The sequence below is a fragment of the Planktosalinus lacus genome (genome assembly GCF_014640155.1).
Lineage (GTDB): Bacteria > Bacteroidota > Bacteroidia > Flavobacteriales > Flavobacteriaceae > Planktosalinus > Planktosalinus lacus.
Genome location: NZ_BMGK01000002.1, coordinates 265,625 through 279,837 on the forward strand (window position 1 = coordinate 265,625; position 14,213 = coordinate 279,837).

The window sequence follows — 14,213 nt, forward strand, 5'->3', positions numbered from 1 at the left end:
ATTTATTGTTGATCAAATATATTGGATTCTTCAGTTATTTTACTTGAATAAAACGTGAGAATTTTGTTAATGTTGCGTTTGATTTTGTAAATTGGTGGTTTGGGTTGTAGATTCGTTACAATAGCCTTAACCTATTCATTTAAAAATTAAATTCTTATGAAATCAACTATATCCATTGTCTTTGTCCTCTTATTTTTTACAATGGGGTTTAGCCAGTCAACCGGTAGTTTTAAGAACCTCACAGAGGCTGAAAATGGTTTTATTGGAATCAACACAACAAGTCCTGACGCTATGCTCACCGTAAAAGGGACCATACATACTCAGGAAGTGAATGTAGATTTGGACGGAGCCGTAGCACCTGATTATGTTTTTGAAACCTATTTTAAGGGTCATTCCACACTAAATCCCGCTTACCAATTTCTTTCACTTGAAGAAATTGAACACTTTGTCAAGGTAAATCACCATTTGCCCAAAGTGCCCTCTGCAGATGAAATTGCTTCTGAAGGCCTTTCGCTCAAGCAACTCAATTTATTATTACTTGAAAAGATTGAGGAACTCACCCTCCACACTATAGAACAACAAAAGCAACTGGAAGCGCTCACTAAGCGACTTGAAGCACTTGAAAATGAATAAACTGGTCTGTTTTTTATTATTCCTTTTTAGTTTAAACGGAGTTTTTGCTCAGGAAACACACTATGAAAAAGAGGTTTTTCATTATTTAGTAACCCTAACCCAACCTGAATCACTGAGTATTCAAAAATTGGAAAACGGGGTATTGGAAATTAAAAACCCCCAGAATAATCGTGAAACCAGACTTTTTAAAGAAAACTATGTATTGGTTTTTCAACCCTTATTCCCCAATACTCAAAAAGAACACCTGAAAAAAATTTACCGTATCAGTACAACTAGTAATACTTTGCTAGGTAAATTACAAAATGAAAATCCGGGATTGTATACAAAAATTGAACCCTTTGACCCTCCACCTCCTAATGCCTATTTTCCCAATGATTACGGGACCACTAGCCCTGTGGAAAATCACGGTGGGCCCTATCCTTTAACGGGGCTTGATTTAATCAATGCACCGGGCGCCTGGGGAATCACAACCGGCGACAAAAAAGTTGTAATAGGCATATCAGACGGAAGGGTTGATTCTACAAACACAGACCTTGTTGGACGTGTGAGTAACTATTTGAAATATTTTAATAATTCCAAAGGAACTGTTTGCTACCATGGAACCGGAATTGCAGGGGTTATAGGTGCTAAAATGGACAACAGTTTTGGTATTCCCGGCATATGTTCAGACTGCGACTTGATTACCAATGGTTATGCCCGTTTTGACTATATTCAGGAGCTGATTGAAGCCGGTGCAAAAGTTGTCAATGCCAGCTGGTCTTTGTGTGGATTTGGATCCTATCATCAAAATGTGCAGGAGCGCATCAACGAATATTATGAAGAGGGCATTCTTATTGTAGCTGCTGCAGGAAATGGTTCAAAATGCAACCCAAGTTTAAAAGATTATGCTTCCAATTACACTTATCCCGCTTCCTACAAAAATGTAATTTCAGTCACTTCAGTTTATGCAGCATGTGGACATTATGAAGATTGTGTTATTCAAGACGAGCAGTATGGAGAAATTCATTACAAACTCAAAGACAGGCATGTGAGAAGACAACGAAAAACCGAAACTGGATTTATACCCATAAATTCAAAATTTGCCACACAGCACAATCTTTCAGTTGACCTGGCGGCTCCTGCAGAAACATTCTCTATTGGCAGGGCGATGTGTGGAGAGGAAGAAGAGTTTACCGGCCTTTCCTCAGTTTCTGCGGCAGTTGTAACCGGAGTGATTGGTTTGATTTGGTCTGCCAATTACTGCCTGGCGAGTATTGAAGTAGAGAGTATTTTAAAACTTACATCAGAAGACATAGAAAACCTTCCGGGAAATGAGCCTTTCAAAATGAAGCTGGGAGCCGGAAGAGTGGATGCTTACAGAGCCGTAAAAATGGCTGATGCAATGCAACAGGAAAAAGGCATCGTCACTGTTTCAAACAGGGATTTTTATCGGTTTAACTTTGAGTTGTTTTCTTCTCCTTATCAAATTCAGATTCAAAATCAAACGTTCAGGGATTCTTCTACTGTCGATTTCAAAGCCCGAAAACGTATAATGCTTAAACCGGGCACCAGGCTAGTTCCCGACAAAAATGGTTTTGTAAAGCTTTCTATTGACCCCGGTTTACCAACGGAAGAGTGTTTTCCGGCTCCGGTGAAATCGAGGCCTAAAGTCGAAAAAGATAGTATTTCCAATTATCCTAAGTTTACTAAACCATTTGAAATTAAAAGAGCCCCAGAAATAGAAGGCATATTCATAGAACTCATGGAAGGAGGAGTCGACACTGAGTATCTGGTGGTTATCAAGACTGATAAAGAGGTGTTTAGAAAGAGTTTTTCTAAAGAGGAAAACGCATCAATTCCTTTAGAGACTATTAAAAACGAAATGATAACGATTACAATCACTTCTGATTTATACAGAATTCAAAAGAAACTCAAAGTGAATATTCAATAAAAGCATTTTATGGATTGTATTATTTTGTTTTATTTTTCGTTAGCATAAAAAAAATAACTTGTAATTTCGCTGCAAAGCAATCAATCACTATGTCAAAACCTGTTTTATTTTTAAAAAACGCTTCCATTTTTCAAAGGGAAAGTCTCATACTTTCTGAGGTCAATGTGTCTATCAACAAAGGAGAATTTGTCTACCTGATTGGAAAAACCGGAACCGGGAAAAGTAGCTTTATGAAAACCTTGTATGGAGATCTTCCTTTACAGGAGGGTGATGGAGAGATAGTAGATTTTGATTTGCGAACACTCAAAGAAAAAGACATTCCGTTCTTAAGACGTAAACTGGGTGTTGTTTTTCAGGATTTCAAACTTTTAAATGACAGAACTGTCAATGACAACCTGCTCTTTGTCCTCAAGGCCACCGGCTGGAAAGACAAAAAAAGTATGGAAACAAAAATTGACGAAGTGCTGGGAAAAGTGGGTATGAAAACCAAGGGATTTAAATATCCCTATCAACTATCGGGGGGTGAGCAACAGCGAGTGGCCATTGCAAGAGCTTTGCTTAACGACCCCGAACTCATCCTGGCTGACGAGCCCACCGGTAACCTCGACCCTCAAACTTCTGTTGAAGTGATGGAAGTCTTGCAGGATATCAACAAAAACGGCAACACCATACTGATGGCTACACACGATTATGCTTTGTTGCTTAAGTATCCGTCTAAAACACTCAAATGTGACGAAAACCAGATTTTTGAAGTGGTACAGAAAACGGTTTAAGCCATGTATACTACTTTAAAAAATAGTGTGAAAAAATTGCTCCCCAAGAAACTTCTTTTTCGGTTTGAGCCATTTTTAAGAAAGCTATTGCGATTTCACTACAAAGGTGACCATTACCAATGTACTATTTGTGAAACCAAATTAAACACTTTTATACAGCTTGAAAACGGCGACTTATTATGTCCGGCGTGTGGTAGCAGAAGCAGAACCAGGCGCCTTTTGCAACTACTCAAGGAGAACAATTTGATTGAGGGAAAGATACTTGACTTCTCCCCTCCCCGCGGCTTTTATGAGCTTTTGAAAAAAAAGGTGAAAAGCAATTATTATCCCACCGATTTTGAAAACCAATTTTTGGCTCAATACAAATATGACATCACAAGGATTCCCCATCAAGATGATTTTTTTGATTTGATTTTATGCTATCATATTTTAGAGCACATCCCTGAAGATACAAAAGCGATGGCTGAGTTGTATCGCGTTTTGAAACCCAATGGTATTTGTTATATACAGACACCTTTTAAAGAGGGTGATATATATGAGGATGCCACAATCACTTCAGCTGAAGCGAGACTGAAGGCTTTTGGACAGGAAGATCACGTTAGAATCTATTCAGTTGAGGGATTGAAGCACCGCTTAGAACAAGCAGGTTTTAAAGTGAAAATAAATACATTTGAAGCAACACAAAACCCTTTTAACGGATTTAAAAGCGAAACCGTTTTAACCGCCTGTAAGTAAAGTATTTAAACTAATTTAGCTAAAAGCGACGCGATGATATCCATATTGATTCCAACATACAATTATGACATCACTACTCTTGTCACCAGGCTTGTGGAGCAGTTGGAACAGTCTAAAGTTGCTTTTGAAATTTTAGTGTTGGATGATGCATCTACAAACCAGGAAATCAAAATCAAAAACAAAGAGATTTCGTCATTTGAAAACTGCTTTTTAATTGAAAACGCTGAAAACCAAGGCCGCACCGCAACCAGACAGGCGCTTGCTGAAAAAGCCAACAATCAATGGCTCCTGTTTATGGACGCTGATGTGCTTCCAAAAAACAACGATTTTATTAAGAAATTTGATGTTGAAAATCAAATAAGCGATGTAGTTTTTGGTGGTATTTCTTATGAAGAACAAAAACCAGAAAAAGAGAAAGTCTTACGATGGAAATATGGTAAAGCACGTGAAGCAAAACCGGTTGCCGAAAGAAAAAAAATGCCACATCTTTCCATCATCTCTCAGTGTTTTTTAATTCAAAAGAAGGTGTTTTTACAAGCCAATGATTTTCATGACAATGTCTATGGAGTCGATGTATTGTTTGCTCAAAACCTAGAAAAAATGAAAACCACGGTACAGCATATTGACAACCCCATCGTTCATCTGGGTCTTGAAAGCAGTGCTCAATTCATTGAAAAAAGTAAAAAGGGATTGCAATCGCTCTATCGGTTTGAAAAAGAAACTAAAATAACCAACGATTACAGACCTATTCAAAAAGCCTATCGTTCATTGGAAAGAAATAAATTGGATTCTTTTTTTATGAAATCGATGCAGCTATTTGAAAAGTCTATTTTTAAAAACCTGCAAAGCAGTAATCCTTCGTTGTTTTTATTTGATTTGTATCGGTTGTATTTTTTCACAAAATTGCATCATACTAAAGCATAAATTAAACCTCTGTAAAAATATTTGAAATTTTCAGTCGTCATACCACTTTATAACAAAGAAAACTTTATCGCTCAAACATTGAACTCTGTTTTGGCCCAAAGTTTTACAGACTTTGAAGTGCTTGTCATCAACGATTGCTCAACCGATGGAAGTGAACAAGTCGTAAACACATTTGAAGATTCCAGAATAAGACTCCTCCGGCACACCAACAACAGTGGCTTGTCTGCTTCAAGAAATACCGGCATCAAAAATGCCCGGGCCAATTATGTTGCGTTTTTAGATGCTGACGACCTTTGGAAACCTGACTTTTTGAAATCTATCAATTTTCTAATTGAAAATTATCCGGAAGCTTCTCTTTTTGCGACCAAGTATGAACTGAAATTAGATCAAAACAACACTACAGAGTTTCATTTCGATTTTGAAAACTTTACTACCCATGGCATCGTTTCAAATTTTTTTAAAACAAATCTTAATCAATCAATTTTCTATCCTTCCTGTTTGTGTGTGAGAAAAGACGTTTTTGAAACAGTGGGACATTACAATGAAACTGTAAACTACAGTGAAGATATCGATTTTAATATCAGGGCATTTGCCCGTTTTAAACTGGCTTATTTTAATAAAGCCTTGGTCACTTATTTAATGGTTTCTGAAAATCAAATCACTCAAAAAGGACTGCTGGGAAAAAAAATTCCTGATTATGATTTTTATGAAGAAAAATTTAAAGATCGAAAAGACATCAAAAAATACCTGGATTTCCAGAGGTACATTAAAGCCAAGCTATTTAAACTCGCCGGAGACACCAATCAATACAAAAGCTTGATTTCAAAAATTGACCCATCCAATTTAAATATTAAGCAAAAAATATTGTTGCATTTACCGGTATTTGTTTTAAAATGGATTGGCAAGAGCAAGCAGCTATTGCTAAAAAAAGGAATCAACCTAAACAGTTATTCAGATTGATGGGTTAGAAAATCATTGAAATCCCTGATGTAATCCTCCTCATCATATTCACCCGAGGCGATCACCAGGCATACCGCTCCCGATGAAAAATTTTCCAGTTCACGCCACACATTGGTTTTAATTAAAAGTCCTTTGTCGGGTTTGTTCAATGTTATGGTATGTTCTTTTTTTCCATCTTTTAAAACCACATCAAAACTACCGGATATTGGAATTAAAAACTCCAACTGCTCCTTGTGGGCATGACCGCCTCGCTGGGCACTGCTGGGCACATCATAAAGGTAGTAGACGCGTTTTATTGGGTAAGGAAGAACATTTTTTTCGATGACAGAAATATTCCCTCTCACATCTTCAATTTTTGGCAATTGTATTAGTTCAAAGTTCATTTGTTAACAGGTATTTTTAGAAAATCAAGCCACTGAGCTCCAATGGTTTCAAAATCAAATCTTTTTATACTTTCTAAAGTCTTTGATTTACAATGTTTATAAAAGGCTTCATCAGTTAGCATCGTTTCGATTGCTTGAGTCATTTCATCGAGATTTTGGTTTTCAACCAGGATTCCATTTTCGTTTTGAATAATAATTTCAGCCGGACCCGATTCACAATCATAGGCAACCACAGGGGTTTCGCAGGCAAGACTTTCAATCAAAACATTTGGGAAGCCCTCATTTTTGCTTGTTAAAGCCGTTATATGAGCCCCTCTAAAATAAGGAAAAGGATTGGCCTGATAGTCCAAAAAAACAACATTTTCTTCCATATTTTTTCTTTGAACCAAATCTTGCAAGTGACTTTTTAGTTCACCATCACCCATCAACACCAATTTGAATCCACGTTCTTTTGCTGAAGAACGGTCAAACGCGTGAATTAAATGATCAAACTGCTTGATTTCGTGCATTCTTCCGATTCCAAAAATATAGGGAAAGTCAAAAGGAACAAAAGCTTTTGATTGTGCTTCAATTTGTTCAACATTTACAGGATTATAGATTGCCTGAACATTCTTATAACCATAATCAGCAACAATTTTATCACGCAGTTGTTGAGAAACGGTAACGATGCCATAGGCTTTTTGATAAATACGTTTGGCTAAAAATAATTGTTTAGGAAAATAAAAGCGGGTATCAAAACTCCGTATCGTCATTACAAAAGGCGATTGATACAGAAAATTAGCAATGTAAAATTCCTGAAAAAAATTGTTTTTTACCCTGAAATCAATGATAAAGTCAAACTGATTTTCGGTTAAATATTTTTTCAACGCTTTGAATCGAAACCATTTATTTGAAATGCCGTTTTTAGTATCCTTTAAGGTTCCCATATTGAAGAGTGTTCCGGCATAATCATAAGTAACCACATCTTGTACTATGATGTGATGTACCTCAATATTTTTGGATTCAAAATAAAAAGACAATTGTGCCTGAACCCGTTCAGCACCGCCTCCACTGAGTTTGTCACCCACTAAAGCAATTTTAAAACGGGGTTGTTTTATCATAGAAGAATAATTAACTTCACGGCAAATATAACCAATCTATGAAGATTTTATTGCTTGGTGAATACAGTCACTTGCACAACACCTTCAAAAAGGGTTTGGAAGCATTGGGACATCAAGTAATTCTTGTGGGAGATGGTGATGGGTTTAAAAACTTTCCGGTTGATCTTTCTATCAGACCCAAGAGCAGCGATTCTTATTTTATAAAGCCCTTCCGCAAGCTTATTTTTAAAATGTTCAAATTTGATATTGCTCTCCTTGAAAGAGGTCTTCGGTTTTACTTTTATAAAAATCAGTTGCGTGGCTTTGACATTGTTCAGTTAATCAACGAAAAACCTATCAAAACCACTCCTGCTTTTGAACGGTATTTACTTAAAAAAGTGTTTAAAAACAATACTAAATCATTCTTGCTTTCCTGCGGAATTGATTATTTAAGTGTTCAGTTTATGCTCAACAAGGGTTTTAAATATTCCCTTATGAACCCCTATTTTGAAAACCCTCAGGTAAAAAACGAATTCCAGTATATTTTTGAATACACCACAGAAGCCCATAAAAAAACACATCAATTGGTTTATGAGCACTGCAAGGGGGTTATTGCAACAGATTTTGATTATGTGCTTCCTTTAAAAGGGCACCCTCTTTTTTTGGGATTGATCCCCAACCCGGTTGATTGTGAAAGCATTCAACAACTACAGCTTAAACCTGAAAATAATATCAAGGTGTTTTTGGGTATTAACCGCGGCACTTATGTAAAAAAAGGGATTCCTTTTTTTGAAAAAGCACTTGAGATTTTAAAAACCAAGTATCCCGACACCCTGGAAATTACTATTGTGGAAAACATTCCCTACAATAAATACATCACCCTTTTTGACCAAGCCCACATCCTGCTGGACCAGGTGTATGCTTACGACCAAGGCTACAATGCCCTGGAGGCTATGGCCAAAGGGAAAGTGGTTTTTACCGGAGCAGAAAAAGAATTTTTGGAACACTACAAGTTAAAGGAGGACGAAGTCTGTATCAACGCCTTGCCCAATGTGGATGCTATCGTGAAAAAACTAAGTTGGCTGATAGAAAACCCCGGGGAGATAGAAAAAATTGGCCATAATGCCCGTGCATTTATTGAACGGGAGCATCATTATATTAAAGTAGCTGAACGCTATTTAGAAAGCTGGAAAAAAGTTGATTAAATTAATTTTTGATAAATTTTTGAACTTGTTTTGCGCCAGATTCTGAAGTAATTTCTATAAAATACAATCCCGTCTTTATTTCTGACACATCAATTTCACCGTCTATCATAGAAGTATTTATTTTTTGGCCAGAAAGGTTATATATGGCAATAGCTTTTATTTTCTGAATGGTTCCTTTTAAATATAAAACCTCTGAAGCCGGATTTGGATAAATAGAAAAAGTATTTAAAATGTTTGAGGCCACAGAAAGGGGTGGCACCTCTCCATATATTGCATAATCACCATTTGGTTTTTGAATATGAAGTGTTTCATAATCTAAAGTACCAGGTGGCACTATGGAATAGGTAAAAGTAGATTGAAAATCCTCATAAAAATCATGATGAAAATTTTCAAAGTCGGCTAGTTCTCCATTGCCGGTAATTGGTGTACAACCAAGTGAAGTGCTTCCATAAAAGCAGGGCCCTTCTCCTGTGAGGCCTCCAAAACCAGCAACTGTAAAAGTAGCCAAATCAAAATTATCCAGATTTGCTCCAAACATAGAACAAACCCCAAGATCCATAAAATAATTACCATCAAAGAACTCAATATGAAGTCCAAGAATACAATTAATTGGAGGGTCATTTGGTAAGCCCGGTATATCGATAAGTACCCCATCAAGAAAAAGCTCATGGATATGCCAGTCACGATTCAAAACATTTACATCTTGACCTTTTGATTCTAAAGCTAAAAAAGCGATTAAAATAACAAGAATACTTTTTTTCATTTCCAATTGTTTATTAAGTAAAAGTAATACTTATATTTAATAAAATAAAGTATCATTATTTACAGGCACCTGTTGTTAACCAAAAGTATATTGAAAAAGAATATCTTTGATTTTTAAAGTAAAAATAGGATGCACCCATATAAATTACCCAATCTCTACATCCCCGGTGCCGGAAAATCAGGCACTTCTACCTTACATGAATTACTCAACACCCATCCGGAAATTTGTATGTCTAACATCAAAGAACCACACTACTGGACCCGCAGTAATTATGACGAGGTGAAAGATATTCTTTTAAGCAGGTATGAAACTCTTTTTGAGGATAAAAACTGTAAATACTTTGGGGAATCCAGCACGTGTTATATCGCTTTTCCGGAGTTCAAAGTACGCATGGAACCATTTTATACAAAGTCCCCAAAATTTATTTTTCTCTTGAGAAACCCAATTGACAGAATTTATTCCCATTATTGGTGGTTAAAAGGAATGGGCAGTGAAGAATTAAGTTTTAAAGAGGCTGTTTTAAGTGACTATGATGTGGCTCCCGCCGAAAAAAACCGTTTACCCGAAGGAAATTTCAAAACCTATTTTCAATTTGGACTGTATGGAAAATGGATTCAAAAATTTCAGGAAACCTATGGAAAGGAAAACATTCACATTATAACCACCGAGTCTTTAAAATCTAATAAACTGGAAACACTCAATAGTTGTTTTAACTTTTTAAACCTGGAAAACCTAGATTCTTTACCTGACACCCTAAAGAATAAAACCACACTTTTAAAATTTCCAAAAGTTTATAAAACAACAAAAAAAATCTTGTTTGGAGATACCTTATTAAAAAAAACCATCAAATCACTTATTCCTTTAAAATATCGAAGTCCGCTAAAAAACAAAATACATCAATCTGTTTTTAGCCTCACTTCAACAAACCAGGAATACCCGCAGCTATCAAGTGAAGACAGGCTTTGGCTAAAGAGCTTATATGAAGAAGATGTTGTTTTATTAAAAAATATTACCGGAAAAACATTTGAAGATTGGGAAGACTTCAATTAGTCACGTTTCTTGTTGATAAAGTTTTTTATAATCTCCATTAAGTCCATTTTTTGATTCAAAAGAAACAATGAAAAACCTCCCGAGATTAATACTATAACTACAAAACCTATCACTTTATAAACTGAATTGTCAACAAAAGTTAAGGAAAAAGCCAGCAAACAGAACACAAGACATACTAAAAAGATTCCATAAAACGACTTCGGAAAATAAAAATTATAGGCCACTTTTGTGATGATACCCACAAGTATTAAATGCACGATGTAATACACTAAAAAGCTAATTCCTAATCCTACCAATCCACCGTAATAGTACCCTGCTATATTGAATCCTAAAAGTAGTGAATTGAACACCACCGCATTTTTAATAAATATTTTTGAATCACCTTTGGCGATAAATATATACCCCATTGAAAACGAAACGGCTTTAAATATAGTTCCTAAAATGGCCCACAATAAAAAACCTACCACCGGTAAAAATTCTTTAGAATAAAGGAGTAACACCACAATTTCTGCAAAAATGATAAAGAGTATAATAATGGGCGTAATCAATAAAACCGCAATATAAGCCTGGTGTAAAACCGTCTCTCTTATTTTAACGATATCATTAGCTATAGCCGCCAGACGCGGGTAATAATCGGTGGACATAGCATTGAATATCATTCCCACATATGAATTTATGATTACAATCCCTGCGTTGTAAAATCCCACTTCATACACGCCGCCCACGTTACTCACAAAAAGTTGGGTTAAAAACAATCCCAGTGCAACCAGCAAACTGCTCACACTCATCACAACTCCCAGTTGAATCATATCTTTTCCCTTTGAAAAAGCTTGGGAGGTCGTCACTTTTTTTGGCTGTAGTGCTACTTGGTTTGCATAATAGCGGCTAAACAAAAAAGTCATTAAGAACGAAATGAAAATAGCCGGTGCAATGGCATCAATTCTGAAAATATAGTACAACGGAATTACAATCACCAAACCCACTGCACTCCCCATCAGATTTGCTTTTGCAAGCGATTTTAATTTTCTCAATGCCTGTAGCACTACTAAATTTCCATAAGCTAATTGCTTGATTAAAATAGCTGCTGCTATCCAGGCAAAAGCCAGTGTAAACTCATCTGTATCAAATGCCCAAACACTTAACCATGGGGAAAGTATCAGCGTTAAAATAGCTCCTAAAAATCCTGTAAACCACACCAAACGGCGTAACACTCCCAGCACTTCTGCAATTCGTTCTTCATTGTGAATTCCGAAAGCAGCAGAAACATCTTTAACAGCACTGCGATCCAGTCCTGCACCGGTGAGTTGACTGATTACATTTAACGAAGTATTTAACAAGCCCGAAATCCCCATTCCATAAGGTCCCAGTAACACTGCTATGACCTTGGAACGAATGGCAGCAATCAAAATCTGAAACACCTGCACCCCACCAAAAAGCGATGTGGCTTTAAAAACCTGACGGTATGCACTGCGGTCTTTATTCATAATTGCCCGCGAAGGCGGGTATCTCGTTAATTATTGTTTCTATTTTTAAAAAAATGCAACCCCTTAAATACTTACCACTCACATCTAACCTCTATTAACTATTAACTACTTTATTTTCTCGCAAAGGGATGCAGAGTCGCAAAGTCATAATTAATTGTCTATAATCTCAACTCACAAACTCAAAGACTAATAACTATCAACTACTTCAATAACTCGTTGTACCTCTTCATTTGTCATCACCGGGCTAATGGGAATGCTCAACACCGTGTTGTGTATTCTATCTGTGACCGGGAAACTCAATTGGTTCCATTCACTAAAGGCTTTTTGTCTGTGCGGTGGAATGGGATAGTGAATCAATGAACCCACACCGCTTTTAGTGAGGTATTGTTGAAACTCATCCCTGCTGTCTGTTCGCACCACAAACAAATGAAATACATGCGCATCAACATCGGGTACTGTAGGTAAGATGATTTTTTTGTTAGAAAGTTGCGTGAGATACATCTTGGCAATTTCACGACGGCGGTTGTTATCTGAATCCAGTTGCTTTAATTTGACAAGAAGTAATGCCGCCTGAAGTTCATCCAAACGCGAATTAAATCCTTCCAAATTGTTGACATATTTGGTTTTTGCACCATAATTCCGAAGCATTTTCACGACTTCGGCTAACTCTTCATCATTGGTGGTCACGGCACCACCGTCACCCAGTGCTCCCAGGTTTTTTGTTGGGTAAAAGCTAAAACCCGCGGCATCCCCTAAATTTCCTGCTTTTAAAAAATGGGAAGACTTATCATATCCGGTATTTGTTTTTTGGAATTTGGAATTTGGAATTTTTGCCCCGTGTGCCTGCGCTGCATCTTCAATCACCAATAAATTATGCGCTATTGCGAACGCGTTTACTTTGTCCATATTGGTAATTTGCCCATACAGATGTACCGGCATGATGGCTTTGGTTTTTGGGGACATTGCTTGTTCCAGTTTAGAGCAATCAAAACCAAAAGTTTCGGCCTCTGCGTCAACCAGAACAGGGGTTAGTCCGGCTTGTTTGATGGCAAGAATGGTGGCAATGTAAGTGTTGGCTGCTACGATGACCTCATCACCTTCAGTTAGTTTTCCCAGCATTTTATAGCCTTCCAGAATAAGTCGCAAAGCATCGAGTCCGTTGCCCACACCAATGCAATGTTTGACACCGCAATAGTTTGCAAAAGCGTTTTCAAATTCGGTGACTGAATTCCCTAAAATGTAATAACCGGAATCCAGAAAGGATTGAAATACCCCCTGAAATTCGGTTTCAAAGCGGGTGTTTATTTTATGAAGGTCCAAAAATGTGATTTTCATAATTTTAATATATATCGGTCTTGGTTGTAGGGTTTAGCACCAAACTCCTCTTTATATTTACTCAAGCCCTTGTTAAAGGTTTTACCATCACCAGTATTTGTCGTGCCCATATCAAAATACGCAAAGTCTTGTTTTTTAAAATGATCCAGAAGACTGATGTATAAATAATCTAAAGCGCGGTATTCTTTTCCGGTAGTATTTGCTACACCATATTGGGATTTTACAATTTTACCCGAAATAAAAAGTGTCATTCCGGCAATCATTTTATTCTCTAACAACACATTGTACTGAACAATGTTTTCCGGAAATTGTTGCATTAAAAGCTGAATTTCACTAGCAGTATGCACCGGATCATTTCCATATTGTTCTTTTAGAACAGGGATCAATAAATCATTCCAAAATGGATTTGTATCTGTTGTTTTTACAATTTTTAATCCATCCCACAATCCTTTCTTTTTAAATTTCAACTTTGATTTGTGAATTTGTAAAGGCTTTTTGAGATCAATAAAATAATTTAACTCGCGTCTTTGCAAATGGGCATCATTACAAAAAATCGCATATTCAAAAGCACTACTATAGTCCATTTGGTATGGGATAGGCATCACTTTAATGAGTATTTCATTATACCCCAATTCCTTTAAATAGCGTTTAACAACTTCAAAAGAACTATTCACATCTTCAACACCAAGGTTTTCTTTAAAAATAAGTCCGCCATAAGATAGTCCTAAATGGCTGCAATAGCTATTTTCTAAAACATGACCCGGTAAAATTGCTTGAATCTTTTCTTTCTTAAATACCATCAACGAATGATCTTCAAACCGATCTGAGTGATATTCCATAAAGTCACGATAAAATAAAAAGGTGGCATTTTTGGAAGTACGCACAAAGTCGTCCCACTGTTGTTTGAATTTGGGTTGGTATCTGGTTATTTTATAGTCCATAATTTGTGAGAAAAAACA

Annotated in this window: 14 protein-coding genes; 8 read left to right on the plus strand and 6 right to left on the minus strand. The window is 36.6% G+C overall.

Annotation, left to right across the window (positions count from 1 at the left end; translation table 11 throughout):
* Window positions 1–156 precede the first annotated feature (156 nt).
* From IEV69_RS03435 to IEV69_RS03460, 6 genes are all read left to right on the plus strand, one after another.
* Window positions 157–633, plus strand: coding sequence for a hypothetical protein (locus tag IEV69_RS03435; RefSeq protein WP_188439478.1), 477 nt, complete (start codon window positions 157–159; stop codon window positions 631–633).
* Window positions 626–2,563, plus strand: coding sequence for a S8 family peptidase (locus tag IEV69_RS03440; RefSeq protein ID WP_188439480.1), 1,938 nt, complete (start codon window positions 626–628; stop codon window positions 2,561–2,563). Before IEV69_RS03435 ends, IEV69_RS03440 begins: the two co-directional genes overlap by 8 nt.
* 89 nt (window positions 2,564–2,652) lie before the next feature.
* Window positions 2,653–3,336, plus strand: a complete 684-nt coding sequence (locus IEV69_RS03445) for a cell division ATP-binding protein FtsE (RefSeq protein WP_188439482.1) — start codon at window positions 2,653–2,655, stop codon at window positions 3,334–3,336.
* Between the two features lie 27 nt (window positions 3,337–3,363).
* Entirely contained in the window at window positions 3,364–4,071 is a 708-nt protein-coding gene (locus IEV69_RS03450; protein WP_229741301.1) for a methyltransferase domain-containing protein, read from the plus strand.
* Window positions 4,072–4,104: 33 nt separating this feature from the next.
* Window positions 4,105–4,995, plus strand: coding sequence for a glycosyltransferase family 2 protein (locus IEV69_RS03455; protein ID WP_188439486.1), 891 nt, complete (start codon window positions 4,105–4,107; stop codon window positions 4,993–4,995).
* 21 nt (window positions 4,996–5,016) lie between these two features.
* Window positions 5,017–5,955, plus strand: a complete 939-nt coding sequence (locus IEV69_RS03460) for a glycosyltransferase family 2 protein (protein WP_188439488.1) — start codon at window positions 5,017–5,019, stop codon at window positions 5,953–5,955.
* On the opposite strand, the gene IEV69_RS03465 is transcribed toward IEV69_RS03460, so the two are convergent.
* Together IEV69_RS03465 and IEV69_RS03470 are read right to left on the minus strand one after the other, a co-directional pair.
* Window positions 5,943–6,338, minus strand: coding sequence for a sugar 3,4-ketoisomerase (locus IEV69_RS03465; protein WP_188439490.1), 396 nt, complete (start codon window positions 6,336–6,338; stop codon window positions 5,943–5,945). The two genes, IEV69_RS03460 and IEV69_RS03465, sit on opposite strands and share 13 nt — an antisense overlap.
* Window positions 6,335–7,438: a glycosyltransferase gene (locus IEV69_RS03470; RefSeq protein WP_188439492.1), complete on the minus strand. Its 1,104-nt coding sequence runs from the start codon at window positions 7,436–7,438 to the stop codon at window positions 6,335–6,337. The genes IEV69_RS03465 and IEV69_RS03470 overlap by 4 nt, the downstream gene beginning before the upstream one ends.
* 38 nt (window positions 7,439–7,476) lie before the next feature.
* Between IEV69_RS03470 and IEV69_RS03475 the strand changes: the two genes are divergently transcribed.
* Window positions 7,477–8,622 carry a glycosyltransferase gene (locus tag IEV69_RS03475; protein ID WP_188439494.1) on the plus strand — a complete coding sequence of 382 codons (1,146 nt, stop codon included), beginning with the start codon at window positions 7,477–7,479 and terminating at the stop codon, window positions 8,620–8,622.
* Window position 8,623: 1 nt separating this feature from the next.
* Here IEV69_RS03475 and IEV69_RS03480 read toward each other — a convergent pair whose 3' ends face one another.
* Window positions 8,624–9,385: a T9SS type A sorting domain-containing protein gene (locus IEV69_RS03480; RefSeq protein WP_188439496.1), complete on the minus strand. Its 762-nt coding sequence runs from the start codon at window positions 9,383–9,385 to the stop codon at window positions 8,624–8,626.
* A gap of 129 nt (window positions 9,386–9,514) precedes the next feature.
* Here IEV69_RS03480 and IEV69_RS03485 point away from each other — a divergent pair, with 129 nt between their 5' ends.
* Window positions 9,515–10,435, plus strand: a complete 921-nt coding sequence (locus IEV69_RS03485) for a sulfotransferase domain-containing protein (protein WP_188439497.1) — start codon at window positions 9,515–9,517, stop codon at window positions 10,433–10,435.
* Here the strand turns inward: IEV69_RS03485 and IEV69_RS03490 are convergent.
* From IEV69_RS03490 to IEV69_RS03500, 3 genes are all read right to left on the minus strand, one after another.
* Window positions 10,432–11,919 (minus strand): oligosaccharide flippase family protein, encoded by a 1,488-nt coding sequence (locus tag IEV69_RS03490; RefSeq protein ID WP_188439499.1) that lies wholly within the window; start codon window positions 11,917–11,919, stop codon window positions 10,432–10,434. The genes IEV69_RS03485 and IEV69_RS03490 overlap by 4 nt on opposite strands.
* A gap of 186 nt (window positions 11,920–12,105) precedes the next feature.
* Window positions 12,106–13,254 carry a DegT/DnrJ/EryC1/StrS family aminotransferase gene (locus tag IEV69_RS03495; protein ID WP_188439501.1) on the minus strand — a complete coding sequence of 383 codons (1,149 nt, stop codon included), beginning with the start codon at window positions 13,252–13,254 and terminating at the stop codon, window positions 12,106–12,108.
* Window positions 13,251–14,195: a GNAT family N-acetyltransferase gene (locus tag IEV69_RS03500; protein ID WP_188439503.1), complete on the minus strand. Its 945-nt coding sequence runs from the start codon at window positions 14,193–14,195 to the stop codon at window positions 13,251–13,253. The genes IEV69_RS03495 and IEV69_RS03500 overlap by 4 nt, the downstream gene beginning before the upstream one ends.
* Window positions 14,196–14,213: the final 18 nt, after the last annotated feature.